Raw genomic sequence first — 26,509 nt, 5'->3', positions numbered from 1 at the left:
GGCGGGGCGCGTGCCGACGAGCGCCGCTCCCGCCATGAATGCACTTACCGGGTCTACTGTCAGCGCATGATTTCGAAGTACAGGCTTACCGATCCCTTGTCGCCCTACCGGGCCCTGCTGCGCCACTACCACCTGGTGGTGCAGATGGCCCGCCGTGACGTGATCGGCCGCTACCGCGGGTCGTTCATCGGACTGTTGTGGTCCTTCTTCAACCCCCTGCTGATGCTGGGGGTATACACCTTCGTGTTCGGTTTCGTGTTCAAGTCGCGCTGGACCGGGCAGGGCGGCGGCCAGTTCGAGTTCGCGGTGATCCTCTTCGCCGGCCTCAACATCAACACGCTGTTCCAGGAGTGCGCCACGCGCGCGCCGACGCTGATCATCGAGAACCGCAACTTCGTCAAGCGCATCGTGTTCCCGCTGGAGACGCTGTCCTGGAGCACGCTGGGTTCGGCCCTGTTCCACCTGGCCATTTCCACCATCGTGCTGCTGGCCTTCTCGCTGGTGATCCGTGGCTATGTGCCATGGACCATCGTGTACTTCCCGCTGGTGGTGCTGGTGTTCATGCCGTTCATGGCCGGCCTGACCTGGATGCTGTCGTCGCTTGGCGTGTTCCTGCGCGACCTCAAGCATGCGATGGGCATCATTACGGTGATGATGATGTTCCTGGCGCCGATCTTCTACGCCAAGGACATGATTCCCGAGCGCTACCGCGCGCTGCTCTATCTGAATCCGCTCACCGTCATCGTGGAGGCCTCGCGCGACGTGCTGATCTGGGGGCGCGCGCCGAACTGGCTGCATCTGGGCGCCTATACCGTCGCCTCCTGCCTGTTCGCCTGGCTGGCCTTCGCCTGGTTCGAGAAGACCAGGAAGGGATTCGCCGATGTCCTCTGAAGCCATGATTTCGGTCGACGCGCTCGGCAAGAAGTACGACATCTACGCGCAGCCGCTGGACCGCCTCAAGCAGATGCTGCTGCCGCGGCTCGGCCGTGCGCTGGGCCGCCACGGCCTGGCCTACCACAAGGAATTCTGGGCGCTGCGCGACGTCAGCTTCAGCGTGCGCCGGGGCGAGACCGTGGGCATCATCGGGCGCAACGGCTCAGGCAAGTCCACCCTGCTGCAGATGGTCTGCGGCACCTTGCATCCCACCGAGGGCGAGGTGCGCACGCAGGGCCGCATCGCGGCGCTGCTCGAGCTGGGCGCGGGTTTCAATCCGGAATTCACCGGCGAGGAAAACGTCTACCTGAGCGGCCTGCTGTACGGCATTCCCGAGGCCGAGCTGCGCAAGCGTTTCGATTCGATCCTGGCCTTCGCCGATATCGGCGACTTCATCCGCCAGCCGGTGAAGACCTATTCCAGCGGCATGTACGTGCGCCTGGCGTTCTCGATCGCCGCGCACGTGGACGCCGACGTGCTGATCATCGACGAGGCGCTCAGCGTCGGCGACGTGCGCTTCACCCAGAAGTGCATGCGCTTCCTGCGCGAGTTCCAGAAGAACGGCACCCTGCTGTTCGTCAGCCACGACACCGGCGCGGTGACCAATCTGTGCGACCGCGCGGTCTGGCTGGACCGCGGCAAGCTGGTGATGGACGGCGTGACGCGCGACGTGGTGGAGGCCTATCTGGCCGCCCAGCACGCGGCGGACCGCGCCGGCATGGGCGACGCGATCGCCATCCGCGCAGCGAAGAGCGAGGACGATGCCGACGCCAAGGCGGTAGCCGGGCCGGCGCTGGCGCTCGATGTGGCCGATTTCCGCGGGGACGTGCCCGGCGCCATCAAACCTGGACAAATCGTGCAGGTTTTCGAGTTCGACCCCGATAAGGTCGGCAGCGCATTCGGAGCGGGCAATGCGGAGATCGTCGCGGTGAACCTGCGCGATACCCAGGGCGCCGCGCTGCAGCTCCTGTATGGCGGCGAGCTGGTCGACCTGGTCATCGATGCGCACGCCAACGTGCCGGTGGAAGGCCCCATCCTCGGCTTCTACATCAAGGACCGCCTGGGCCAGCGGCTGTTCGGCGACAACACATATATGCCTTATCACGACCGCCCCCTGAAACTGGAGGCCGATTCCGACGTCCGCGCGGTCTTCCGCTTCCGCATGCCGATCCTGCCCACCGGCGATTATTCGATCGATGTCGCGCTGGCCACCGGTTCGCAGGACGACCACACGCAGCAGCACTGGATCCACGACGCACTGTCCTTCCGCGCCAGCGAAAGCACCATGCGCCATGGCCTGGTGGGTATTCCCATGCTTTCCATTGAGCTCAAGCCGACAGGGAGGCCGTGATGGAATTTACCGGCGAGCGCTTCCTTCCCACGGAGGCCGGCGGCATCCGCCACGAGCATCTGCACCGCTACGCCTGGTGCCGCGATCTGGCGCGCGGCAAGACCGTGCTGGACATCGCCTGCGGCGAAGGCTACGGCAGCGCCATGCTGGCGGAGGCGGCGGCGTCGGTGATCGGCATCGACATCTCCGACGAGGCGGTCGCGCATGCTGCGCAGGCCTATGCGGGCATCGCGAATCTGAGCTACCGGCAGGGCGATGCGGCGGTGATTCCGCTGCCCGACGCATCGGTCGATCTGGTGGTCTCCTTCGAGACCATCGAGCATCACGACCGGCACCAGGAAATGATCGACGAGATCCGCCGCGTGCTGCGCCCCGGCGGCACCCTGGTGCTGTCCTCGCCGAACCGTCCGATCTATTCGGACCAGGCCGGACATCACAACGAGTTCCACGTAAAAGAACTGGACTTCCGCGAGCTGGACGAACTGCTGCGCACGCGCTTCCCCAAGGTGCGCTACTACGGGCAGCGCCTGGCAGTGGGCTCGGCGCTGTCGCCGATGGCGCTGGAAGATAGCGGGCCGGCCATGCAGGCCTTCACCGATACCGGCGACGACGTCGCCGAGCGTTCGGTGCGCCTGATCGATCCGGTCTACTTCGTGGCGATCGCCACCGACGCGCAGACCGAGCTGCCGAAGCTGCCGCCGGCGGTGTTCTTCTCCGAATCCGAAGACCTCTACAACCATCACCACGAAGTGGTGAAGTGGGCGCAGAGCATCGACCGCGAGCTCACCGAAGCGCGCGGCAAGTACGGCGCCCTGGTGCAGGAGCACGAAGGCGTGGCCCAGTGGGCGCACAGCCTGGATCGCGAGCTGGAGCTCATGCGCAGCAGCGGCTCCAGCGTGAGCGAGATCGAACGCAAGCTGGACCGGCTCGGGCAGGAACTGCTCGGCGCGCACTTCCTGCAGGCGGAGCCGCCGGTGCCGACGCCGCGGCGCGATGGCGCCCTGCTGCTGGAGATGAGCGAATTCCATCAGGAGAACCAGCTGCTGCGCGAACGGCTGGAGCAGGCGCAGGCCAAGATCGAGGGCCAGCTCGCGCTGATCGGCCGGCACGGCCTGTACGAGCGCTATGCGCGCGAACGCATCAACGCGCTGGCGGAAAGCGATCGCCAGCTGCGCGCGGATTTCGAACGGGTGGTGTCGTCGCGCTCCTGGAAGCTGACCAAGCCGTTCCGCCTGCTGGGCCGCATGCTGCGTGGCGACTGGGCGACCGCGGTGGAATCGGTGCGGCAGGCGCCGCTGGTGCGCTCGCCGGCGCTGGCGCCGGTACGCAAGCTGGTGCGCCGCACCTTGACCCGCACCGCGCGCGGCGTGCCGGTGCCCGCGGTGACCGAGTACGACGAGTCGCCGCGCGAAACGGTCGCCAGGCTGGCCTTCCCGGAATACGCCCAGCCCAAGGTCAGCATCGTCATTCCCGCCTACGGCCGGCTCGATCACACGGCGACCTGCCTGCGCTCGATCATGGAGCACATGCCGCGCTGCGAGATCGAGGTCATCGTGGCCGAAGACGCTTCCGGCGACCAGGAAATCCACCTGCTGGCGCAGGTGCCGGGCCTGCGCTATGAGGTCAATCCGCAGAATCTCGGCTTCATCCGTTCCTGCAATCGCGCCGCCGGCATGGCGCGCGGCGAATACGTCTATTTCCTCAACAACGACACCCGCGTCACCGCCGGCTGGCTGGACGCCATGCTGGAGGTGTTCGACCGCTTCGCCGACTGCGGCATGGTCGGCTCCAAGCTGGTCTATCCGGACGGCAGCCTGCAGGAAGCCGGTGGCATCATCTGGAACGATGCTTCGGGCTGGAACTTCGGCCGCCTCGGCCATCCCGAGGCGCCGCAGTTCAACTATGTGCGCGAGACCGACTACTGCTCCGGCGCCTCGCTGTTGATCAAGGCGGCGCTGTTCCAGCAGCTCGGCGCCTTCGACGAGCTGTACGTGCCCGCGTATTGCGAGGACTCGGACCTGGCCTTCAAGGTGCGCGCTGCGGGGCTGAAGGTGTACTACACGCCGTTCTCGACCGTGGTGCATTACGAAGGCGTTTCGCACGGCACCGACGAGAGCGCCGGCATCAAGGCCTACCAGGTCGAGAACCAGAAGAAGTTCGCCGCGCGCTGGCACGAGGTGCTGCAGCGCGACCACTTCCCGAACGCGCGCAACGTATTCCGCGCGCGCGAGCGCTCCAAGGACCGGCCGGTGGTGCTGGTGGTCGACCATTACGTGCCGCAGGCGGACCGGGACGCGGGTTCGCGCACCATGTTCCAGTTCATGCGTCAGCTGTGCGCGATGGGCTGCTCGGTCAAGCTGTGGCCGGAGAACCTGTGGCGCGATCCGGTGTACACGCCCTTGCTGCAGGAGATAGGCGTGGAAGTGATCTTCGGCGCCGAATGGGATGGCGGCTTCGAGCGCTATCTGCATGAAGCCGACGGCCAGATCGACCGCGTGCTGCTCAGCCGGCCGCATATCGCCTGCAAGTTCATCCGCGCCGTCCGCAAGCAGCTGCCCAAGGCGCGCATTGCCTACTACGGCCATGACCTTCACTTCGCCAGGCTGCGCCAGCAGTACGAGCTGACCGGCGATGCCCGCTACCTCAAAGAGGCGCGCGAGATGGAAGCCGAGGAACGCCTGCTGTGGCGCGAAAGCGACATCGTGCTGTATCCCTCGCGCGATGAAGCGGACGTGGTCCATCAGCTGGAGCCGGTGGTGAACGTGCGCGAGATCCAGGCCTATGCCTACGAGCATTTCGGCAGCAGCGGGCTGGAGCCGGAGCAGCGCGTGGACATCCTGTTCGTCGCGGGCTTCGGCCATCCGCCGAACGAAGATGCGGCGGTCTGGCTGGTCGAGGAGATCCTGCCCAAGGTGCTGGCCCGCGTGCCGGAAGTGCGCCTGTATCTGGTCGGCTCCAATCCGACCGCGCGCGTCGAGGCGCTGTCGCGCGCCGGCGTGGTGGTCACCGGTTTCGTCGACGACGAGGCCCTGCAGGATTTCTACAATCGCAGCCGTGTCGCCGTGGTGCCGCTGCGCTTCGGCGCGGGCGTGAAATCGAAGGTGGTGGAGGCGCTGCAGCAGGGGCTGCCGCTGGTGACCACCGCGATCGGCGCCCAGGGCCTGTCCGGACTGGAACGGGTGGCCAGGATCGCGGACGATGCGGACGGCATCGCCGCCGCGCTGGTCGACCTGCTTACCAGCGCCGGGGACTGGCAGCAGCAGTCCGTCGCCGGCAAGCGTTATGCGGAAGCGCATTTCTCCACGGGCTCCATGCGTCGAGCCCTCGCCGATGCCCTGGAATTGAAGAGTCTTTCATGATTGTCAGATCGCGCGCTCCCCTGCGTCTTGGCCTTGCCGGTGGCGGCACGGACGTCTCGCCGTACTGCGACATCTATGGCGGCCATGTGATGAACGCCACCATCGACAAGTACGCCTTTGCCATTCTCTCTGAACCGGAATCGGGCCAGCGCGAATTCAGCGCGCTCGACGTCGGCGTATCGGAAACCCTCGCCTGCGACGAAGCGCTGTCGACCGATGGGCCGCTCAAGCTGCTGAAGGGCGTCTACGCGCGCATCTGCCAGGAGTTCCTCGGCGGCGAGCCGCGTCCGCTCAAGGTGCAGACTTTTTCGGATGCACCGCCCGGCTCGGGCCTGGGTTCGTCCTCGACCATGGTGGTCGCGCTGGTGCAGGCCTTCGCCGAGTATTTCGCCCTGCCGCTGGGCGAGTACGAGGTCGCGCATCTGGCCTACGACATCGAGCGCAAGGATCTGGGCCTCGCGGGCGGCAAACAGGATCAGTATGCGGCGGCGTTCGGCGGCTTCAATTTCATGGAGTTCTACAAGGACGACCGTGTCATCGTGAATCCGCTGCGGATCAAGGATTGGGTCTGGTCCGAGCTGGAAGCCTCGCTGGTGTTGTACTTCACCGGCGTTTCACGCGCTTCGGCGGACATCATCGACCAGCAGTCGCGCAACGTGGTCGAAGGCAACCGCAGCTCGATCGACGCCATGCACAGCCTGAAGCAGGAAGCGGTGCAGATGAAGGAGTGCGTGCTGCGCGGCGATCTGCATGGCCTGGCGCGCACGCTGCAGGCGGGCTGGGAAGCGAAGAAGCACATGGCCAGCTCGATCAGCAATCCGGTGATCGAACAGGTCGAGCGCGTGGCCTTCGCCAGCGGTGCGCACGCTGCTAAGGTGTCCGGCGCAGGGGGCGGCGGCTTCATGATGTTCATGTGCAGTCCCGACAAGCGCATCGCGCTGACCCGTGCGCTGGCCGAACAGGGGGGCAGATTGCTGGACTTCCATTTCACGCAACAAGGAGCGACGTCATGGCGCATCATGTAAAAGCCATGCTGCAATCCGAATTCAGCAAGTCGATCGCCTTGCTGCAGGTCATGTCCGACGACGCTGCGCTGCATGAGCAGGTCCAGCAGGTGCTCGAGCTGTCGGTGCAGTCGCTCAAGCGCGGCAACAAGCTGCTGTTCGCCGGCAATGGCGGCAGCGCGGCCGACGCCCAGCACTGGGCGGGCGAGCTGGTCAGCCGCTTCTATTTCGACCGCCCCGGCCTGCCGGCCATCGCGCTGACCACCGACACCAGCATCCTCACCGCGATCGGCAACGACTACGGCTACGACTACGTGTTCGCGCGCCAGGTCGAGGCGCTGGGGCAGGAGGGCGACGTGTTGTTCGCCATCTCCACTTCCGGCAACTCCAAGAATATCGTTCGCGCGATCGACGCGGCCAGGAAGAAAGGCCTCAAGGTGGTCGGCTTCACCGGCCAGGGCGGCGGCGCGATGGCTGCGCTGTGCGACGTCTGCTTCCGCGTGCCGTCGCCGGAGACGCCGCGCATCCAGGAAGGCCACGAAGCCCTGGGCCATCTGATCTGCGCCCTGATCGAGCAGGAGATCTTCGGCGATGGCAAGCACTGACGAAGCCGTGATCCTCGCCGGAGGATTCGGCACGCGCCTGCGCAGCGTGGTGAAAGACGTGCCTAAGCCGATGGCGCCGGTGGCGGGCCGCCCGTTCCTCGCCCACGTGCTCGACCTGATCGCCCGGCAGGGCATCCGGCGCGCGGTGCTGGCGACGGGCTTCATGGCCGAGCTGGTGGAGCGCGAGCTGGGCCGCGACTGGCAGGGCATGGAGCTGGCCTATTCGCCGGAGACGGAGCCGCTGGGCACCGGCGGCGCGATCGCCAAGGCGTTGCCGCTGCTTGCCGGCGACGCTTTCTTCGTATTGAACGGCGACACCTTCCTGTCGCTCGATTACGCCGCGCTGGACCGCACGGCGCACGCGCAGGGCTGCGCCATGTGCATGGCGCTGACGGCGGTACCCGACGTGGCGCGCTACGGCGCGGTGGTGGTCGAGGGCGAGCGTGTCACTGGCTTCAGGGAAAAAGGCCAGCCAGGCCCCGGCTACATCAATGCCGGCGTTTACCGGCTGCGCCGCGACGTGCAGGCGCGCTTTCCCGGCACGGCGAATTTCTCGTTCGAGACCGACGTCATGCCCGCCCTGCTGAAGGACGGTCAGGTGAGTGCGTTCGCGCACACGCAGCACTTTATCGACATCGGCGTGCCGGAAGACTACGAGCGCGCGCAGACCGAGCTGGCTGCATGAGCGTTGCCTCTGCGCAGGGGCCACGCGCCTTCTTCGACGCACACGCCGTACTGGCCTCGCCGGTGCCCAGGCCCGCGCTGTTCCTCGACCGCGACGGCGTGATCAATATCGATCATGGCTACGTGCACCTCGCGGAAGACACGCAATGGCTGCCGGGCATCTTCGAGCTGGTGCGGCGCGCGCGCGCCGCTGGCTATCTGTGCATCGTCGTGTCCAACCAGGCCGGCCTGGCGCGCGGCTACTACAGCGACGAGCAGTTCCGTGCCTACACGGGTTGGATGCACGCGCAGTTCGCTGCGCAGGGCGCGGCGCTCGACGCTACTTACTATTGCCCGCATCACCCGGACGCTGGGTTGGGCGAGCTGAAGCAGGCCTGCGCCTGCCGCAAGCCGCAGCCGGGGATGTTCGTTGCTGCCCGCGAGGCCTTCGGCATCGATATGCCGGCTTCGCTGATGGTGGGCAACCAGGCGACCGACATGCAGGCGGCACTGGCGGCTGCGGTCGGCCATGCGTATTGGTTGGGAGGGGAGCAGGGAACGGCTGCCCGCCTTGGGGCAAGTGTGACTTCCGTCGCGAGCCTGGACGACATTCTGCCGGGGGGAATGGCTGCACGATCCGGCTGATCGGACGCGTGCTATTGCAGTTGTCGCTGGTCTCGCGCTGGTCTCGCAAGTCGGTGTGAAAGATCGATCATGGAGCTGGACAATGCATGTATTCCGTTTTGAAACCTACGCTGCGCGCCAGGAAAACAAGGAACTGATCGGCTGCTGGCTGCACAGCAGGGATTTTTGCCAAGACCTCGGCAAGCGCGCCACGATCGCCCGGTTATGCAACGCCTGCGAGGAAATCGAGGAACTCAATATCTCGCGGCATGGCGGCGAGGTCGAGACCCGCGAAGGCATGCACTGCCCGCGCTGCAAGCTCAATGCCCGGGTGCGCGCCTGCCTGTCCTTGCTGCACGGCCTGGCCGATCCGGCCTCCGCGTCGATCTACGTGACCGAACAAGCCACGGCCACCTACGCCTGGTTGCAGGCGCACTATCGCGGCGCGCTGTACGGTAGCGAGTTCGAGCCGGATGCCGACAAGCGGGTCCGCCTGGCCGAGCGTCTGCAACGCCTGGGCGGCTACGGCGATGTCCACTTCGAGGACGTCACCCGGCTCAGCCTGGCCGACGGCAGCCAGGATGTCGTGCTGAGTTTCGACGTGCTCGAGCACGTGCCGGACTACAAGGCCGCCCTGCGCGAATTTGCCCGGGTGCTGAAACCGGGCGGCAGCCTGATCGCCACCTTTCCCTTTACCGACCAGCCCCCCACGATCACCCGCGCGTCGATCAACGCGCACGGCCAGGTCGAGCACCACCTGCCGGCGGAATACCACGGCGACCCGATCAGCGGCGGGGTGCTGTGCTTCTACCATTTCGGCTGGGACATCCTTGCCGAGGCGCGCCGGGCCGGATTCTCCCAGGTTGAATTCGTGCTGCCCTGGGCACCCGAGCAGGGCATCGTCTATGGGAGCTGGACCCTGCTGGCGCGGCGCTGACGGGCGGCGCGGGCCGGCTTCCGTCCCGACGGCTTCAGCCGTCTATGTGTATGGACGCCATGCGGCAGCGGCGTCCGTATTTTCATGCCGAGGCGCACGGTCAGCACGTATAATTCTGCGACGAATCTTCGTGAGCCATCGGGTGCGGCTCGTAAAGGCTTTGGGGGAATAGGGATCGTCCAGGTGAAAAAAGTAGAGTCTTCCAGCGTCATGGCGACGTGGATGACACGATTGCTGTCGCTCGGCGGTTGCGTCGCCGTGGCCGCGGGCCTGGCCCTGACGCCTGCCCTGCAGGGGCTGCACTCGGTCGTTACGGACCACAATCTGATCATTTTCGCCGCGATGCTGCTGGCCGGGGCCGCCGTGGCGGTGTTCCTGCGCTGGTCGCTGCCCAGCGCCTTGCTGCTGGTGGGGCTGTTGCTGCTGCTGCGTTTCGTCGGCGCCGGGCCCTTGCTTGCCGCCGCCCTGCTGGTGGCCGCCGCCGCGGTGATCGGCAGCGCGATCTGCCGCGCGGACGGATGGAGTCATCCCGCCATAGCCGTCCTGGTCGGCCTGGCGGTGTTGTCGGCGGCCGCCGGCTGGCTGCTGCCGTTCCCCGTGCATTACTTCGCCAGCTATCTGGTAGTGCTCGGCGCCATCGCCGGCCTGGGCCGCCATCGCCTGCTGGCGATGCTGCGCGGAACGCAGGCAAGCTGGCGCAATGCTGTCGGACTGGCCCCCGTGCATGCGGGCTTCGCCGTGCTGGTAGTCCTGATGGGCGGCGTGGCGCTGTGCGCGCCTACGGTGCAGTACGACGATCTGGCCACGCACATCCTGCTGCCGGAGCAGCTCGTGGCGCTGGGCTACTACAAGATGGACGTGGCCTCGCAGATCTGGAGCACGGCGCCATGGGCATCCGATGTCATCCAGGGCTATATCGCCTTGCTGGCCGGGCATGAGGCGCGCGGCGCCGCGAATCTGATCTGGTACAGCCTTACCGTGGCTTCGGTGTGGACCCTGGCCAGCGAGCTGGGCCTGTCTGCGCGCCTGCGCTGGCTGGCCGTCGCGCTGTACGCCTCGATGCCCATTGTGGTCTCGCTCAACGGCAGCATGCAGGCCGATACCGCGATCACTACGGTAACGGTGGCGCTGGCCGCGCTGTCCGCGCGGCTGGTGCGTACGCGCGAAGCGCGCCTGCTGTTGCCGTTCTTCCTGATCGGCGCGCTGGGCGTGGCCTTGAAGGCCACCCAGGGCCTGCTGGTGTTGCCCCTGGCGCTGGTGCTGCTCGGCCACGTCGGCTGGCGCGCCTTCCTGGCGCAGGCGCTGCGCGCGGCGATTCCGGTGGCCTTGATCGCCGGCTCGAGCTACGTCTACGCGTTCTACATCACCGGCAATCCGGTGTTTCCATTGTTCAACGGCGTATTCAAGTCCAGCTTCGGGCCGTTGCGGAATTTCGACGATCCGCGCTGGCACCAGGGCCTGCACTGGGATTCGCTGTGGCGCCTGACCTTCCAGACGGATCGCTACCTGGAAACCATCCCTGGCGCGATCGGCTTCTCCATGCTGGCGCTCAGCGGCGGCGCGCTGTGGACCCTGCTGCTGCCGCGGATCCGCTGGATCACGCTGGCGCTGCTGGCCACCACGCTCGGCATGTTCTTGGGCATCCAGTACGTCCGCTACGTGGCACCGCTGTTCCCGGCCTTGTTCACGCTGGGCCTGCTGGCCTGGGAGCGTGCGCGGCTGCGCTGGGGCGGCGAGCTGCTGCTCGGCATGGTGGCCATCGCCAACGTCGTGTTCATGCCGGCCTCGCTCTACATATTCGGCGATGACCTGTACTGGCGGCTGTTGCACAACGTCAACGCACAGCCGACGCTGGTGAAGGAGCAGGTGCAGCGCAGCTACGGCGTCGAACTGGTCTTCGCCAAGTACCTCAGCATGGCCTGGCCCAACGGCTATTCCCTGTTCCTCTCCGATCCGCGCCGTCCCTTCATCGCGCCGTTCAACGGCCAGGCTTTCAACGCGGCCTGGTACGACACCACCTTCCACGGAGTCTTCGATCATGCCAACGAGGACGCCTCGGGCGCGCTCTGGACCGGCATCTTCGAACGCACCGGCATGTCCCATGTGTTGACGACCAGCGACACGCCGAAGCCCGTTATGGCGTCCTTGAAATCGATCGGCGCGGTGCCGGAGTTCGCGGTGGGCGACGCGATGCTGTGGCGCTTGTGCAAGAGCGATTGCGACATCCAGCGGCATCCATTGATAGAACAGCGCGATATCGCCCGCAATTTGATCCGCCATGGCCGTCGATAAGTTGAGCCGCCCATCTTTCCGCCGAATCTGACGCGCCACTATCGAGGCAAGCATGAAGTTACTTAAGCAGGGATTCGGCTATGGCGTGGTCGGAGGCGTCCAGATCGCTTTGGACTGGATGATCTTCGTATCGCTCACTGCGCTGGGCGTGGCCACGGCCGGAGCGAACGTCACCGGGCGGGCGACCGCTGCCCTGCTGGGCTTCTGGCTCAACGGCAAATGGACATTCGCCGAGAATGGCGGCAAGCCTTTGGGTATGCGGCATTTCGGCCGCTATGTAGCGACCTGGCTTACTACGACCGCGTTGAGCACCTGCATCGTGGTCGCCACCTCTCGCGCCCAGGGCATGCATGCCGCGTGGCTGGTCAAGCCGGCCGCGGACCTGGCGCTGGCCGGACTGGGATTCCTCGTTTCCAAATATTGGATCTACCGCTGATCGTGCCAGCGCAGGACATGCCATGAGTACAACAACGGATATGCGAACCCCGCTCATCGCCGTCGTCATCCCCTGCTACCGCGTCGGCCGCCTGGTCCTGGATGTCATTGCGCGCATCGGCGGCGAGGTCGGCTGGATTTTCGTGGTCGACGACCAGTGCCCGATCAAGACCGGCGATATCGTGGAAGCGGAATGCCACGATCCGCGCGTTACCGTGATCCGCCATGAAGCGAACCAGGGCGTGGGCGGAGCGACCGTCACCGGCTACAACGCCGCGATGGCCTCGGCGGCCAAGGTGGTGGTGAAGATCGATGGCGACGGGCAGATGGATCCGAGCCTGATTCCGCAGCTGTCGCGCGCGATCCTGCTGGGCCGCGCGGACTACGTGAAGGGCAATCGCTTCCATCGCATCAGCGACGTGCACGGCATGCCGGCGATACGCCTGCTCGGCAATGCGGGGCTGTCGTTCCTGACCAAGCTGTCCAGCGGCTACTGGCAGCTGTTCGATCCGACCAACGGCTTCACCGCCATCCATCGCGAACTGCTCACCGAGATCGAATTGGACAAGCTGGCCAGGCGCTACTTCTTCGAATCGGATCTGCTCTACAACCTCAATCAGGTCCGCGCCGTGGTGGCCGAGATGCCGATGCGCGCGGTATACGGCGACGAGCCGTCCAGCCTCAGTCCGATGAAGGTGCTGCTGCCGTTCTTCAGGGGCAATATGCGCAACTTCTTCCGGCGTGTGCTCTATACCTATTTCGTGCGCAACTTCTCCGCCGCTTCGCTGGAACTGCTGCTCTCGGTTCCGCTGATCCTGATCGGACTGATCTATGGCATGGCGCACTGGTTCGCCGGCATCGAAACTGGCGTGCAGTCGGCGCCGGGCGTGGTGATGGCCGCGGCGCTGCCGCTGATCATCGGCACGCAGCTACTGCTGTCCTGGCTCAACTATGACGTCGCGGTGCAGCCGACCCAGCCCATCCACGTGTCGCTGGAAAAGGGGAGGGAAGGCTGATGATCCGATCGACAGGCACCTGCCGCGCGACAGCGATGTTTTGCGCGCTGGCCGCGCTCGCCCTGGCCGGTTGTTCGGAGCGTCAGACGGCGCCGATTCCCGGCGCCGCGCTGATCCTCGGCACCGGCGACGGCGTGGAGCTGCCGGGCGTCACCATGGCGCTGACACCCGGCACGCTGCGCACCTGCGAGCATCCCGATGGCCGCATGGTTGCCAAGGTGGCGTGGAATGCGAAGTCGGCCGGAGTCAGCTCGGTGACGATCTGGGTCAGCGACGCCACCACCGCAGAGAAAAGCTGGTACCACGGCCCGGTCGAGGGTTCGGCCGATACCGGTCCGTGGGTGGGCGATGGCGCGGTGTTCCGCATGGCGGACGGCAGCGCCAAGCAACGCACGCTCGCCGTGCTGCGCGTGCATGCGGTCAATTGCATGGCGGCGGCACCGGCGCCGTCCGCGGACCCGGCGACCCCCTGAGCGGGCGCGCCGGCCGGCGGTTCAGCGCACCAGGCTCAGCTGTTCGAGCTGGCCTTGCAGGCCCAGCGCCCAATACGCGCGGCGCTTGGATTCGTCCTGGAAGAAATAGGAACGGGCCGATTCAAACGCCGCGATATAGACCAGCGGCGCTTCCTTCATGAGCTGAAGATTTTCCGGCAGCGGATTGTAGAAGCGATCGTCGAACGCGACCGGCGCGAAATCGGCCTGGTACTCGACCAGGAAGGCGAAGGTCTTGCCGGGCAGCTCCAGCACGCGGAAGCCGTGCGGCTCGAAGATGCGGCGCAGCGCCTTCAGGCCGTACGACACGATATGGCCACGCCGCTTTGGATCCAGATAGTCCGGATCCTGCTCGCGCACATAGGCCGGCATGCCGGTGTTGAACAGCCAGGCGGAATTGACGTTGCAGATCTTGGCCAGCCCGGCGACCAGGCCATCGAGCATGCGCGGCGTCAGGTGCTCCACCACTTCGATGCACACGCCCGCGTCGAACTTCCCGTCCAGGCTGCCGACGTCGCCGACCACATAGTTCGGATGCTGGCTGCGCTCTTCCGGCGGGAACAGTTCTACCGCGTGGAAGGTGTCCGGACGCGCGGGGTAGCGCAGCGCCAGCTCGTCCAGCAGATAGCCGGGGCCGGCACCCACGTCGAGAAAGCGCCGCACCGGCCGGCGCGTGTAGAGAATGGTTTCGCCGGCGCAGATCAGGCCATCGGCCTGCGCGCGCTCGTGCGCCGAGGCGATCTCGCTGTTCCAGTAGTCCGCATCATATTCGCGGGTGGTGTGCCCTTCGTCGATCTTCGCCAGCACGGTCGGATCGATGTACAGCGAGTCGCAGCCGGCGCAGGCGTAGTAATCGTAACCGTCGCGAACGCCGAAATGGGCCTGTTCATGGCGGCCTTGGCAGATGGGACAAGCGGCTTGCATCGAAACTCCTGCTGCGATGGCGGTGAGCGATCGAAGCGCTCGCGCCGATACTGGCGGACTGGCGTGGTCCGGCCTCCCCTGTCGTCGGAATCTATCCCCGTACCTGATGCAGGGCAAGCCGTATCGGCGCGTTCGTTGCGGCGCCGGGCCGGAATTCGGCTGCGCTGCGTGAAGGCGATGCGAGCGTCGCCATCGCGCGGATATCGCTGCGATGCATGGCGATTGGTGGCAATGACGAAGGCGCGAGGTGCGATGAAAGCCGGCCCGGGCAGGGCGCCGCGGGCCGGTTCGATGAAGCAATGGGACGCGGGCTGCGCCGCGAAGCCCTTGCCGCCGGCGCTGTTCAGCCCAGCGCCTGTTCGATGTCCGGAATCAGCTTGAACAGATCGCCCACCAGGCCGATGTCGGCGATTTCGAAGATCGGCGCTTCGCCGTCCTTGTTGATTGCCACGATGGTGCCGGCGTCCTTGATGCCGGTCAGGTGCTGGATCGCGCCGGAAATGCCGAAGGCGAGGTACAGCTCCGGTGCGATGATCTTGCCGGTCTGGCCGACCTGCAGTTCGTTCGGCACGTAGCCTGCATCCACCGCGGCGCGCGAAGCGCCCACGGCGGCGCCGATCTTGTCGGCGAGCTTGAAGATGATTTCGAAGTTTTCCTTCGAGCCGACGCCGCGGCCACCGGACACCACCTTGCTGGCGCTCTGCAGGTCGGGGCGGTCGCTCTTGCCCTGCTGCAGGTTGACGAAGCGCGTATGCGTCGGCAGCGCGGCGTCGACGTTGACGGCTTCCACCGGCGCGCTGTTCGCACCCGTGGCGGCGGCGGGCCACGAGGCGGTGCGGATGGTGGCGACCACGGCGTGCGCCGGGTTCGCTTCCACGGTGACGATGGCGTTGCCTGCGTAGATCGGGCGCTTGAAGGTGTGCGCGCTTTCCACCGACATCACGTCGCTCACCTGCGCCACGCCGAGCAGGGCGGCCGCGCGCGGCGCCACGTCCTTGCCGAAGGTGGTGGAGGGGAAGAACACGTGGCTGTAGCCGGCGGCGGCCTTGGCCACCTGCGGCGCCAGCACGGCGGCCAGCGGATGCGCGTTCTCGGCGCGCGCGATGGTGAGCACCTTGCTCACGCCTTCGATGCGCGCGGCTTCGGCGGCGATGGCGTCGACGTTGTCGGCCAGCACCAGCACGTCGATCGCTTCGCCCTTGACGGCGGCGGCGGCGCTGACGGCGCGGGCGGTGGAGGGGTTCAGCTTGCCGTTGAGGTGTTCGGCGATAACCAGAATCTTGCTCATATCGATCTCCCGGCAACCTGCTTAGAGCAGGCCCTTCTGCTTGAGCGCGGCCACCAGTTCGGCAGCGTCCTTGACCATCACGCCCTTGCTGCGCTTCGGCGGCGCGGCGTACTGCGTGGTCTTGAGCTGGTCGTGGGCTGCCACGCCGAGCGAGCCGAATTCGATGGTGTCGATCGGCTTGGACTTGGCCTTCATGATGTCCGGCAGCTTGATGAAGCGCGGCTCGTTGAGGCGCAGGTCGGTGGTGATCACCGCCGGCAACTGCGCTTCGATCGTCTCAAGGCCGGCGTCCACTTCGCGGGTTACCGTGGCCTTGCCGTCAGCGATCTCCACCTTGCTGGCGAAGGTGGCCTGCGGGCGGTCCCACAGCGCGGCCAGCATCTGGCCGGTCTGGTTGGCGTCGTCGTCGATCGCCTGCTTGCCCAGGATGACCAGCTCGGGCTGTTCCTTCTCGACCAGCTTGAGCAGGGTGCGCGCGGCGGTGAGCGGCTGCACTTCGTCGGCGGTGACCACGTGGATGGCGCGGTTGGCGCCCATGGCCAGGCCGTTGCGCAGGTGCGCGGTCAGGTCGGCCGGGCCGATGCCCACCACCACCACTTCGGTGGCGATGCCTTTCTCGCGCAGGCGCAGGGCCTCTTCCAGGGCGATATCGTCGAACGGATTGGCCGAAAGCTTCACGCCGTCCGTCATCACGCCCGTGCCGTCAGGCTTGACCTGAATACGGACGTTGAAGTCCACCACCCGCTTGTAGCCGACAAGAATTTTCATCTCAGGACCTTTGGTGCGTGGCCGCCTGGCGGCGGCCGGAAGCCATCGATTGTACCTGCCGGCAAACGCTCGTTTGAAGTGCCGGCCGGTTCAGGCCAGGGCAGCCTCCAGGGTGGCGCGGGCGATGCTGGGGGAGAAATGCTCCTGGATGTTGCGCAGGCTGGCCTCGGACAGGCGCAGCCACAGCGCCGGATCGTCGTACAGGCGCAGCACGGCGGCGACGTAGGCGTCTGTGTCGTCGGCAACCAGCACGTTCTGGCCGTCGACCAGGAACATGCCTTCAGCCGCGATGCTGGTGGCTACCACCGGCAGGCCATGGCTCATCGCGGTGTTGACCTTGCCTTTCACGCCGGCGCCGTAGCGCAGCGGGGCCAGCGCGATGCGGCTGCCGTCCATCCACGGGTCGAGGTCCTCGACCCGGCCGTGCGCGACCACGCCGTTGCCGTGCAGCTCCTGGCGGGTAGCCTCGGGCATCTGGCCGATCAGGTGCAGCTCGATCTCGGGGCGCGCGGCGCGGATCTTCGGGAAGATCTTGCCGACCAGCCATTGCACCGCATCGACGTTCGGCGGATGGCCGAAGCCGCCCACGAAGATCAGCCCGCGGCGCTCCTCGAAGGATTTCCTGCGCCCATGCACCTCGTGCATGTTAGGCAGCAGCATCACGCGCGCTTCCGGCACTTCGCGCTGCAGCAGCTCCAGCTCCACCGTGCTGACCACGAAGGTCGCATGGCAGGCGCGGATGGTGGCGATTTCGCGCTGCTGCGAGGCGGCAGCGCGGCGGGCCAGGGTCGGATTGTTGGTGTGGTCGGCGGCGCGCTGCTCGCGCAGGAAATGCACGTCCACGGTGTCGAACAGCAGCCGCGCCTGCGGCGCCATGCGCTGCACCAGCGGCAGGTTGGCGTCGGCGACGTAGTGGCGGCACAGCAGCACCGCGTCCAGGGCGGCGCCTTCGTCCTTGAGCCAGGCGGCCAATGACGTCAGCGTGGGCTTGCACAACACCCGCACGCCGATGGCGCCGAGCGTGCGCAGATCGGCGGCGCCAGCCTGCGCGTTGTCGGCCATGAAGGTCACCCGCCAGCCCATGCCGCGCAGCAGCCGCATGATGTTGTAGAGCTGCAGCGAGCCGGCGTCGCGCCTGGGATCGGGGGTGAGCGCGTCCATGACGAAGATATGCCGCTGGCCGGCATGGATCGCCTTGTTCACCGGGGTGCCGCGCGCAGGCTGGCGTTTGAGCGCATCGGCCCATTTCTCGATGAACTTGGCGCGGTTGAGCAGCTGGTACTGCTTGGTGCCGGCGCTGAGATCGGTGCCCGAGCTGATGCCCTCGCAGTGGATCACTACGCTGGCCGGTTCGTAGACCACGCGGCGGCCGGCGGCGCGCACGGCAAAAGCCAGGTCCATGTCCTCGCAATAGGCCGGTTCGTAGTGCACATCGAAGCCGCCGAGCTGCAGGAACAGCGCCCGCTCGATCAGCAGCGCGGCACCGGAGACATAGTCCACGTCGCGGCGGTACAGATAGCGCGGATCGTCGCGCCGCTCGAAGCGCCCCACGTTCCAGGCCTCGCCGTCGTTGTAGACCAGGGCGCCGGCTTCCTGCAGGCGGCCGTCCGGATACACGAGCTGGCTGCCGGCGATGCCGCAGCCGGGTTCTTCCAGATAGGTCTGCAGCAGGCGATCCAGCCAGCCCGCGGTGACCTGGGTATCGTTGTTGAGGAACAGCAGGTACGGCGCGCGCGCCGCGGCGGCGCCGGCGTTGCAGCTATGAATGAATCCGAGATTGCGCTGGTTGGACAGCACGCGCAGGCCGCGCACCTGGGCCAGGATGGCGGCCGTCTCGTCGGGCGAGGCGTCGTCCACGACCAGGATCTCGATCGGCGCCGCGCTGCCGTAATGCGCGATGGAGCGCAGGCAGGCCAGGGTCCAGGCGAGCTTGCCGTAGACCGGAATGATCACCGTGACGCGCGGCTCGTCGCTGTGCGGCACCTCGAACGGCTCGAACGGCTGCTCCAGCGGCAGCAGCTCCAGCGCCAGGTCGTGCGGCGGCAGCGGACGGAACTCCTGCAGCACGCGCGACAGCGTGCCGCGCAGGCCGCGCTGGGCGATGCTGCCCAGCACGCGTTCGGACAGATAGCGCAGGCGCTTGACCCGCCATGGCAAGGAACTCAAAGGCATGCATATCTCTCGACTGCGGGCGCGCGCCACGGCGCGTCCGCGTGGGACCATGGCATCCGTGCCGGGGCCTTACAGATTCTGGTAGTTCGGGCCCGAACCGCCCTCGGGAGTGACCCAGTTGATGATCTGGTACGGGTCCTTGATGTCGCAGGTCTTGCAGTGCACGCAGTTGGCGGCGTTGATCTGCAGCCGCTTGCCGGCTTCGTCCTGCACGATCTCGTAGACGTTGGCCGGGCAGAAGCGCTGGCAGGGATTGCCGTATTCCTCGGCGCACTTGGTCACGCAGATCGAAGTGTCGGCCACGTGCAGGTGCACGGGCTGGTCTTCGTCGTGCTCGGTGGCGGCGAAGTACACGCCGGCCAGGCGGTCGCGCGGCGGTAGTTCGCGCTGTACGTAGTCGCGCTTGGGTTCTTCCTGCTGGCCGAGCTTGTGCAGCGACGACCAGTCGGCCTTGTTCTTGAGCGTCCACGGCGAGGCGCCGCCGGTGACGGTTTCCCAGGCGGCGTTGAGCATGCCGAACCACAGGCCCTTCTTGAAGGCGGGCTTGATGTTGCGGACCTTCTTGAGTTCCGCCATCACTTCCGAGCCGCGCAGCTTCGCGTCGAAGCCGGCAGGATCGAGTCCGTTCGCGGCGAGATGTTCGGCGGCGAGCATGCCGCTGCGGATCGCCTGGTGCGTGCCCTTGATCTTCGGCACGTTGAGCAGGCCGGCGGTGTCGCCGATCAGCAGGGCGCCGGGCATCTCCAGCTTCGGCAGCGACTGCCAGCCGCCGGTGACGATGGCGCGCGCGCCGGCCGACAGAATGCTGCCGCCTTCCAGCAGCGGCTTCATCGACGGGTGGTTCTTCCACTGCTGGAAGGCTTCCCACGGCTGGTAGTTCGGGTCGCTGTAGTCCAGGCCGCTGACATAGCCCAGCGCCACGCGGTCCTTGTCCAGGTGATACAGGAAGCTGCCGCCGTAGGTGTGGCTGTCGGCCGGCCAGCCGAAGCTGTGCACGATCTTGCCGGGCGTGACGCGGCCGGGCGGCAGCTGCCACAGCTCCTTGATGCCGATGGAGTAGCCCTGCGGGTCGGCGTTCTTGTCCAGCTCGAAGCGCTTGATCAGCTGCTTGCTCAGGCTGCCGCGCGCGCCTTCGGCCAGCACGGTGACCTTGGCCTTGATGTCGATGCCCTGGGTATAGCCGGCCTTGTGCGAGCCGTCCTTCGCCACGCCCATGTCGCCGATGCGCACGCCGGCGACGGCGCCGTTCTCGTCGTAGATAGTGTCGGCGGCGGCGAAGCCGGGGAACACGTCCACGCCCAGCGCTTCGGCCTGCGGCGCCAGCCAGGCGCACATGGCGCCCAGCGAGACGATGAAGTTGCCCTTGTTGTGCATGCCGGGCGGGATCGGCAGGCTGCGGTGGCCGGTCTTGCCGAGCAGCCAGAATTCGTCTTCCACGGCCGGCACGCAGATCGGCGGCGGGTTGTCGCGCCAGCCGGGCAGCAGCGCGTCCAGCGGCTGCGGTTCGATCACGGCGCCGGACAGGATCTGCGCGCCGATGGTCGAGGCCTTCTCGATCACGCACACGCTCACGTCGGGCTTGAGCTGCTTGAGCCGGATCGCGAACGACAGGCCGGCGGGGCCCGCGCCCACGACGACGACGTCGTATTCCATGATTTCGCGTTCGCTCATCGGTCGCTCCGGAAGGTTCTGGCTGGCTGGTGGTTTGCTGGCTATGGCGAGGTGGCCGGGGCCATCTCAGCGCGCCATTGTCCGGTTTCGTGCACTGTGCGGCAACGCATGGTGCACGGGGACGCTCTGATCTATCCCACGCACCCGTCACCGCTCTGCAAGCGCGTACCGCGCTTGCAGAGCGGCCCCAACGTTCTGAATTTGAAAGAGGGGGTGGCGTCCAGAAGGCCCGCAGGCGGCGGCGCGCGGCTTGAACAGACGGCCAGTCTGCCCGGCGCCGCGCGCCGCCGCCTGCGGGCCTTCTGGACGCCATGCCGGGTACGTGGGATAGATCAGAGCGCCCCGCCGCTTGCAAACGCTTAACCCGCGCCATCGATAATCGATCCCGCCACCAGGGAGACTTCATGAATCAATTGCCGCCGATCTCCGACCGTGACCTGCGTCGCGCCACGCTTTGCCAACTGCTGCACTGGCTTGCCGCCGGGAGGGTCCAGCCGGAGGGACTGGCCGAGGTCTACCAGGAAGCCATCGAGCGTTTGAATCCGCAGCTCAATGCTTTCGTGGGTCTGAGCCCCGGCCTGCTGCGCGAACAGGCCCGCGCCGCGCAGCACCGCCGCCGCGACGGCGTGCTGGGCCGGCTCGACGGCCTGCCGGTGGCGATCAAGGACAACTTCGACGTGGCCGGCTGGCCCACCCGCGCCGGCCTGCCGGGCCGCGCGCAGCCGGCCGAGGGCGATGCCCACGCGGTGGCGCGGCTGCGCGCTTCCGGCGCGGTGCTGCTGGGCAAGACCAATATGGACGAGGGCGCACTGGGCGCGGCCACCGACAATCCGCACTACGGCCCCACCCACAACCCGCATCGCCATGGCTATACCGCCGGCGGTTCCTCCGGCGGCGCGGCCGCGGCGGTGGCTTCGGGCCTGGCGGTGGCGGCGATCGGTTCGGACAGCCTCGGCTCGATCCGCATCCCCGCCAGCTACTGCGGCGTGTATGCGCTGAAGCCCACCCACGGCGAGATCTCCGCGCGCGGCCTGGTACCCGCGGCGCGGCGCCTGGATGCGGTGGGCCTGCTGGCGCGCAGCGCCAACGACCTGACCGTGCTGCTGCAGGTACTGGCCGGCTACGACGCCGACGATGCGCGCTCGCGCCGCCGCCGCGTGGCCTTCGCGCCGCCGGACTGGGAACCGGGCAACCTGCGCTGCGGCCTGCTGCCGAATCTCGCGGCGGTCGGCGTGGAGCCGGCGGTGATCGACGTGTTCGAAGATGCGCTGTCGCGCCTGCCGCGCGAACTGGGCGAACGCCGCGCCGTGGACTTCACCGACTGGGACTTCGCCCGCACCCGCCGCGCCGGCCTGTTCCTGATGGAAGCGGAGATGCTCAGCACCTTCGCCGCCGATCTGGAAGACCGCGAGCATCCGCCGTCGGAACGCTTCCGCCACATGCTTTCCTATGCCGCCACCAAGAGCGCGGCCGACTACGCCGTGGCCGACCGCGTGCTCGACGCGGCTACGCTGAAGATGCGCCGCCTGTTCGCCCAGGTCGACGTGCTGGTGCTGCCGACCACGCCACAGGGCGCGTTCCCGCTGGGCGGCGCGGTGCCGGATTCGCAGGCCGACCTGACCAGCTTCGCCAGCCTCGCCGGCTGTCCGGCGGTGAGCATCCCGATGGGCACGCTGCCGGACGGCATGCCGGTGGGCATGCAGCTGGTCGGCGCGCGCGGTTCGGATCTGCGCCTGCTGGAGCTGGCCGAGGTGTGCGCGGCGACGCTGGATGCGGAGCCGGTCTACCCCGTGGAGCCGCGTCCGCTCGCATGACCTTGTTTGCGCAGCAATGGCAGCCGATCCCGCTGCCGGGAGCGGAACTGCGCCTGCTGCCGCACTGGCTTGCGCAGGACGAAGCGGACGGCTTGCTGGAGGAACTGCGCGGTTCGATCGCCTGGGAGGTGCACCGCATCCGCATGTTCGGGCGCGAGGTGGATTCGCCGCGCCTGAGCTGCTGGATCGGCGACCCCGACGCCACCTATGTTTATTCGCGCACCCGCTTCGAGCCGCACCCCTGGACCGAAGCGATGGCCTCGCTGCGCTGGCGCGTGCAGCAGGCCTGCGGCGCGCGCTTCAACAGCGTGCTGGCCAATCTCTACCGCGACGGGCGCGATGCGATGGGTTGGCATAGCGACGATGAGCCTGAGCTGGGGCCGCATCCGGTGATCGCGTCAGTGAGCCTGGGCGCAGAGCGGCGCTTCTGCCTGCGCCCACGCGCGAAGGATGGCGACAAGCGCGACGTGCGTGGCCTGGAATTGCCGCATGGCAGCCTGCTGTGCATGTCGGGCGAAACGCAGCGGAACTACCAGCACTCGCTGCCGCGCACTTCAGCGGCGATCGGCGCGCGCATCAACCTTACTTTCCGCTGGATCGACGCGCGCCGCTGAGTGCCTCAGTCGCGCGCCGCCGCTGCGCGCTGTTCCAGCGTCCAGCCCACCACCTGCGCCGCCAGCGCATCGCCGGCCTGGCCGAACGCCGCCACTACCTGCGGCACGCCGGTGCCGTTCACCGGCTGGGTGACCTCGAAGCGGCGCGCCGCCACGATCTTCAGCCCGGTGTTGCGCACCAGCCGTGCGTCGTAGCGCAGCACCACCACCGGCTGCTTGCCGCGGTACTCCGACTGGAACGTGGTGAGGTCGGCGCTGAGCACGTAGTCGGCCTGCAGGTTGGTGTCGTCGCTGCTCAGCGCGGCGATGCGGCCGTCGTTGCGGAAGCCTTCGAGCAGGCGGTTGCGCAGCAGCACCGGCACGCGGTCGCTCCAGCGCGCGCCCTTGTACACGCTGACCACGTCGCCTTCGGGCAGCACCGCGATGCGCGCGCTGTCGAGCATGCGCTCGGCCTGCGGCGTTTCCACCCGCAGCGACCAGTTCACCGCGCCGGCCTGGGCCTGCGGCAGCGGCGCGGCGGGCAGCCGGTAAACATCCGGCGATTCGGCTTTCGGCAGCACCGAGCAGGCGGCGATGGCGAGCAGGGCCGCCAGCAGCGGGGCGCGGCGGGCGGCGGTCGTCAGGGCACGCGTCATGGCACGAACTCCTTGCTGCGGTCGCGGCCGAGCAGGAAGCCGGCCGGGTTGTCGTCGAGCTTGCGGGTAATGCCGCGCAGCGAGTTGGCGGCGTCGCGCAGTTCGCGCACCGCCGGGCCCAGTTCGCCCAGGCCTTGCATGCCGCCATCGAGCGAGGCGCGGTTGTCGTTGAGCAGGCGGTCGATCGACGCGGTGGAGCGCTCCAGCGAGGCCATCGCATTGCGCGCGCTTTCCAGCGTGGCGCGGCCCTGCTGGTCGACCAGGCCGTTGGCGCTGCGCGCCAGCTGCTCGGTCTGTTCCAGGGTGGCGGTGGCCTGCTTGCTGGCCAGGGCCAGCTGGCTGAGCAGGGCGCGGATATCGTCGCGCTGGTCGGCCACCGCGCCGGTGGCCTTGTCCAGGTGGTCGAGCGTGCGGCTGATGCGCGCCACGTTCTCGTCGGACATCAGCTGGCTGGCACGCGAGACCACGTCGTTGATATTGGTCATCACGTCCTCGCCGTTGGACAGCAGTTTGCTGAGCGGCGAAGGGTCGGCCACGATCACCGGCAGGCCGCCATCCGGTGCGGTGAGCGCGGGGCTGCCGGGCGAACCGCCGCTGAGCTGGATCACTGCCATGCCGGTGACGCCGGTGAGCGCGAGCTTGGCGTGGGTGTCCTGCTTGATCGGCGTGTCGGCGCCCAGGCGGATGCGCGCCAGCACGCGGCGCGGGTCCTGCGGGTCGAGCTTGAGCTGGCTGACGTCGCCGACCTTGATGCCGTTGTACTGCACGGCGCTGCCCTGGGAGAGGCCGCTGACCGCCTCGTTGAACACGATCTGGTATTCGGCGAACTGGCGGTCGGTGCTGGACTTGGCCAGCCACAGGCCGAACAGCAGGGCGGCCGCCACCACGATCACGGTGAACAGGCCGATCAATACGTGATGAGCGCGGGTTTCCATCTCACTTCACCTCTTGCGTCTTTTCCGCGGCATCGAGCGCGGCACGGCCGCGCGGGCCATGGAAATACGACTGGACCCAGGGGTCGGGGTTCTGCGCGACCACGTCCAGCCGGTCGCATACCAGCACCTTCTTCTGCGACAGCACGGCGACGCGGTCGCAGATGGTGTAGAGCGTGTCCAGGTCGTGGGTGACCAGGAACACGGTGAGGCCGAGCGCATCGCGCAGGGTCAGGATCAGCTGGTCGAACGCGGCCGCGCTGATCGGGTCCAGGCCCGCCGTGGGTTCGTCCAGGAACAGGATCTCCGGATCCAGCGCCAGTGCACGCGCCAGCGCCGCGCGCTTGACCATGCCGCCGGAAAGCTCGGACGGGTATTTGTGCTCGGTGCCCTGCGGCAGGCCGGCCAGGGCCAGCTTCACCGCGCCCAGCGCCTCGGCTTCGGGCCGCTTCAGGCGCGCGTGCTCGATCAGCGGCATGGCGATGTTCTCGACCACATTCTGCGAAGAGAACAGCGCGCCGTTCTGGAACAGCACGCCGAAGCGCCGCTCGATGCGCGAGCGCTGTTCCTGCGGCAGGCGCAGCAGGTCCTGGCCGAACACCTGCACCTGGCCGGAGGTGGGCCGGCGCAGGCCGACGATGGTGCGCAGCAAGACCGACTTGCCGGTGCCCGAGCCGCCGACCACGCCGAGGATCTCGCCGCGGCGCACGTCCAGGTCCAGGTGCTCGTGCACGGCCTGCGCGCCGAAGCGGTTGACCAGGTCGCGCACCTGGATCACGTCTTCCTGCGCTGCGGCTTGCTGCGCGACGGCGTTCACCAGTTCATCTCCATGAAGAACAGCGCGGCCACGGCATCCAGCAGGATCACCACGAAGATCGACTGCACCACGCTCGAGGTGGTGTGTTCGCCCACCGACTGCGCGCTGCCGCTGACCTTGAAGCCTTCCAGGCAGCCGATCACCGCGATCAGGAAGGCGAAGATCGGCGCCTTGGACAGGCCGACCAGGAAATGGTGTACGCCGATGTCGGCCTTGAACAAGGTCAGGAACATGGTCGGCGAGATATCCAGGGTGAGCGCGCACACCACCGCGCCGCCGGCTAGGCCCGACAGCATGGCCAGGAAGGTGAGCATCGGCAGCGATACCAGCAGGGCCAGCACGCGCGGCAGCACCAGCAGTTCCACCGGGTCCAGGCCGAGCGCGCGGATCGCGTCGATCTCCTCGTTGGCCTTCATCGAACCGATCTGCGCGGTAAAGGCGCTGGCGGTGCGGCCGGCCATCAGGATGGCGGTGAGCAGCACGCCGAATTCGCGCAGGAAGGAAAACGCGATCAGGTCCACCGTATAGATGGTGGCGCCGAAGTCGGCCAGCACGGTGGAACCCAGGAAGGCCACCACCGCGCCGACCATGAAGGTGAGCAGGGCCACGATCGGCACCGCATCCAGCCCGGTCTGCTCCACGTGCGCCACCAGCGAGGTGACGCGCCAGCGCCGCGGATGCGGCAGGCCGCGCGCCAGCGATTCCAGGGTCATGCCGATGAAACCCAGCAACTGCAGCTGCTGGCGCCACACGCTGTCCATGGCGCGGCCGATGCGCGCCAGCACTTCGGTGACGGCGGAACGATGGCGGCGCGGCTTCTGCGGCGTGCGGTAGGCGTCGAGCGCCTTGCCCACGGTGTCGAGCAGGGCGCGCCGCGCGGGCGGCAGTCCGTCGGCCTGCGCCAGTTCGGCGATGCGGTCGGTGCCGAGCAGGCGCACCAGCAGCGAAGCGCCGGCGGTGTCCAGCGCAGAGAGGCCGGCCAGGTCGATCTGCGTGCCCTGCGGCAGCGGAGCGGCGAAGGCGCCGACGCGGCGTTCGAGTTCGGCGTAGTGGGCCAGGGTCCAGTCGCCGGCGACGCGCAGCCGCGGCGGTTGCGCGCTAGCATCGAGTTCGGCGCTTCCTGTCGCGGGCGTTGGACTCATGAAGGGCGATCTTATAGGCAGC

At 67.4% G+C, this 26,509-nt stretch carries 23 protein-coding genes; 14 read left to right on the top strand and 9 right to left on the bottom strand.

The genetic code is table 11. The features are described 5' to 3' along the window. Positions 1-66 precede the first annotated feature (66 nt). The 12 genes from KK141_RS01925 to KK141_RS01870 all read left to right on the top strand — a co-directional run bounded on the left by KK141_RS01925 (position 67) and on the right by KK141_RS01870 (position 13,692). Positions 67-891: an ABC transporter permease gene (locus KK141_RS01925; RefSeq protein ID WP_250901482.1), complete on the top strand. Its 825-nt coding sequence runs from the start codon at positions 67-69 to the stop codon at positions 889-891. After that, on the top strand, positions 881-2,284 hold the full coding sequence (locus KK141_RS01920; protein WP_214570702.1) for an ABC transporter ATP-binding protein: 1,404 nt from the start codon (positions 881-883) through the stop codon (positions 2,282-2,284). Before KK141_RS01925 ends, KK141_RS01920 begins: the two co-directional genes overlap by 11 nt. After that, the gene (locus tag KK141_RS01915; protein ID WP_214570701.1) at positions 2,284-5,643 is read left to right on the top strand and encodes a methyltransferase domain-containing protein; all 3,360 of its coding nucleotides are present in this window, start codon (positions 2,284-2,286) and stop codon (positions 5,641-5,643) included. Before KK141_RS01920 ends, KK141_RS01915 begins: the two co-directional genes overlap by 1 nt. Continuing rightward, positions 5,640-6,668, top strand: a complete 1,029-nt coding sequence (locus KK141_RS01910; RefSeq protein WP_214570700.1) for a dehydrogenase — start codon at positions 5,640-5,642, stop codon at positions 6,666-6,668. The genes KK141_RS01915 and KK141_RS01910 overlap by 4 nt, the downstream gene beginning before the upstream one ends. Next, a complete protein-coding gene (gmhA, locus tag KK141_RS01905; protein ID WP_284733840.1) occupies positions 6,653-7,252 on the top strand; it encodes a D-sedoheptulose 7-phosphate isomerase in 600 nt (199 codons plus the stop codon). Before KK141_RS01910 ends, gmhA begins: the two co-directional genes overlap by 16 nt. Continuing rightward, positions 7,239-7,937, top strand: coding sequence for a nucleotidyltransferase family protein (locus KK141_RS01900; RefSeq protein WP_214570699.1), 699 nt, complete (start codon positions 7,239-7,241; stop codon positions 7,935-7,937). The genes gmhA and KK141_RS01900 overlap by 14 nt, the downstream gene beginning before the upstream one ends. Next, positions 7,934-8,560 carry an HAD family hydrolase gene (locus KK141_RS01895; RefSeq protein WP_214570698.1) on the top strand — a complete coding sequence of 209 codons (627 nt, stop codon included), beginning with the start codon at positions 7,934-7,936 and terminating at the stop codon, positions 8,558-8,560. Before KK141_RS01900 ends, KK141_RS01895 begins: the two co-directional genes overlap by 4 nt. An 82-nt stretch (positions 8,561-8,642) precedes the next feature. Beyond that, complete coding sequence (locus KK141_RS01890; RefSeq protein WP_214570697.1) at positions 8,643-9,476, top strand: class I SAM-dependent methyltransferase; 834 nt, start codon at positions 8,643-8,645, stop codon at positions 9,474-9,476. A gap of 222 nt (positions 9,477-9,698) precedes the next feature. Beyond that, positions 9,699-11,768, top strand: a complete 2,070-nt coding sequence (locus KK141_RS01885) for a glycosyltransferase family 39 protein (protein ID WP_214570696.1) — start codon at positions 9,699-9,701, stop codon at positions 11,766-11,768. 52 nt (positions 11,769-11,820) lie between these two features. Next, on the top strand, positions 11,821-12,204 hold the full coding sequence (locus KK141_RS01880; protein WP_214570695.1) for a GtrA family protein: 384 nt from the start codon (positions 11,821-11,823) through the stop codon (positions 12,202-12,204). A 40-nt stretch (positions 12,205-12,244) separates the two neighbouring features. Next, positions 12,245-13,219 (top strand): glycosyltransferase family 2 protein, encoded by a 975-nt coding sequence (locus KK141_RS01875; protein ID WP_250901481.1) that lies wholly within the window; start codon positions 12,245-12,247, stop codon positions 13,217-13,219. Beyond that, positions 13,219-13,692, top strand: a complete 474-nt coding sequence (locus KK141_RS01870) for a hypothetical protein (RefSeq protein WP_214570693.1) — start codon at positions 13,219-13,221, stop codon at positions 13,690-13,692. The genes KK141_RS01875 and KK141_RS01870 overlap by 1 nt, the downstream gene beginning before the upstream one ends. Before the next feature lie 21 nt (positions 13,693-13,713). On the opposite strand, the gene KK141_RS01865 is transcribed toward KK141_RS01870, so the two are convergent. The 5 genes from KK141_RS01865 to KK141_RS01845 all read right to left on the bottom strand — a co-directional run bounded on the left by KK141_RS01865 (position 13,714) and on the right by KK141_RS01845 (position 20,533). Further along, positions 13,714-14,634, bottom strand: a complete 921-nt coding sequence (locus tag KK141_RS01865; RefSeq protein WP_214570692.1) for a class I SAM-dependent methyltransferase — start codon at positions 14,632-14,634, stop codon at positions 13,714-13,716. 343 nt (positions 14,635-14,977) lie between these two features. Beyond that, entirely contained in the window at positions 14,978-15,922 is a 945-nt protein-coding gene (locus KK141_RS01860; RefSeq protein ID WP_214570691.1) for an FAD-binding protein, read from the bottom strand. A gap of 21 nt (positions 15,923-15,943) precedes the next feature. Then, positions 15,944-16,690: an electron transfer flavoprotein subunit beta/FixA family protein gene (locus KK141_RS01855; RefSeq protein WP_214570690.1), complete on the bottom strand. Its 747-nt coding sequence runs from the start codon at positions 16,688-16,690 to the stop codon at positions 15,944-15,946. Positions 16,691-16,780: 90 nt separating this feature from the next. Beyond that, a complete protein-coding gene (locus KK141_RS01850; protein ID WP_214570689.1) occupies positions 16,781-18,862 on the bottom strand; it encodes a glycosyltransferase in 2,082 nt (693 codons plus the stop codon). Positions 18,863-18,931: 69 nt separating this feature from the next. Then, positions 18,932-20,533: an electron transfer flavoprotein-ubiquinone oxidoreductase gene (locus tag KK141_RS01845; RefSeq protein ID WP_214570688.1), complete on the bottom strand. Its 1,602-nt coding sequence runs from the start codon at positions 20,531-20,533 to the stop codon at positions 18,932-18,934. 404 nt (positions 20,534-20,937) lie between these two features. On the opposite strand from KK141_RS01845, the gene KK141_RS01840 reads away from it, so the two are divergent. Next, on the top strand, positions 20,938-22,347 hold the full coding sequence (locus tag KK141_RS01840) for an amidase (RefSeq protein WP_214569764.1): 1,410 nt from the start codon (positions 20,938-20,940) through the stop codon (positions 22,345-22,347). Next, entirely contained in the window at positions 22,344-22,961 is a 618-nt protein-coding gene (locus KK141_RS01835) for an alpha-ketoglutarate-dependent dioxygenase AlkB (protein WP_214569763.1), read from the top strand. Before KK141_RS01840 ends, KK141_RS01835 begins: the two co-directional genes overlap by 4 nt. A 5-nt stretch (positions 22,962-22,966) precedes the next feature. On the opposite strand, the gene KK141_RS01830 is transcribed toward KK141_RS01835, so the two are convergent. From KK141_RS01830 to KK141_RS01815, 4 genes are read right to left on the bottom strand one after another with little or no spacing between them, the layout of a single operon-like run. Next, complete coding sequence (locus KK141_RS01830) at positions 22,967-23,596, bottom strand: ABC-type transport auxiliary lipoprotein family protein (protein WP_214569762.1); 630 nt, start codon at positions 23,594-23,596, stop codon at positions 22,967-22,969. Continuing rightward, a complete protein-coding gene (locus tag KK141_RS01825; protein ID WP_214569761.1) occupies positions 23,593-24,531 on the bottom strand; it encodes an MlaD family protein in 939 nt (312 codons plus the stop codon). The genes KK141_RS01830 and KK141_RS01825 overlap by 4 nt, the downstream gene beginning before the upstream one ends. A 1-nt stretch (position 24,532) precedes the next feature. Further along, entirely contained in the window at positions 24,533-25,345 is an 813-nt protein-coding gene (locus tag KK141_RS01820; RefSeq protein WP_345777553.1) for an ATP-binding cassette domain-containing protein, read from the bottom strand. After that, positions 25,342-26,487, bottom strand: a complete 1,146-nt coding sequence (locus KK141_RS01815; protein ID WP_214569760.1) for an ABC transporter permease — start codon at positions 26,485-26,487, stop codon at positions 25,342-25,344. Before KK141_RS01815 ends, KK141_RS01820 begins: the two co-directional genes overlap by 4 nt. Positions 26,488-26,509: the final 22 nt, after the last annotated feature.

Source organism: Dyella sp. LX-66 (genome assembly GCF_018599165.1).
Taxonomy (GTDB): Bacteria; Pseudomonadota; Gammaproteobacteria; order Xanthomonadales; family Rhodanobacteraceae; genus Dyella_D; species Dyella_D marensis.
Note: the sequence above shows the minus strand (reverse complement) of the source record. Positions and strands in the feature narration are given on the sequence as shown.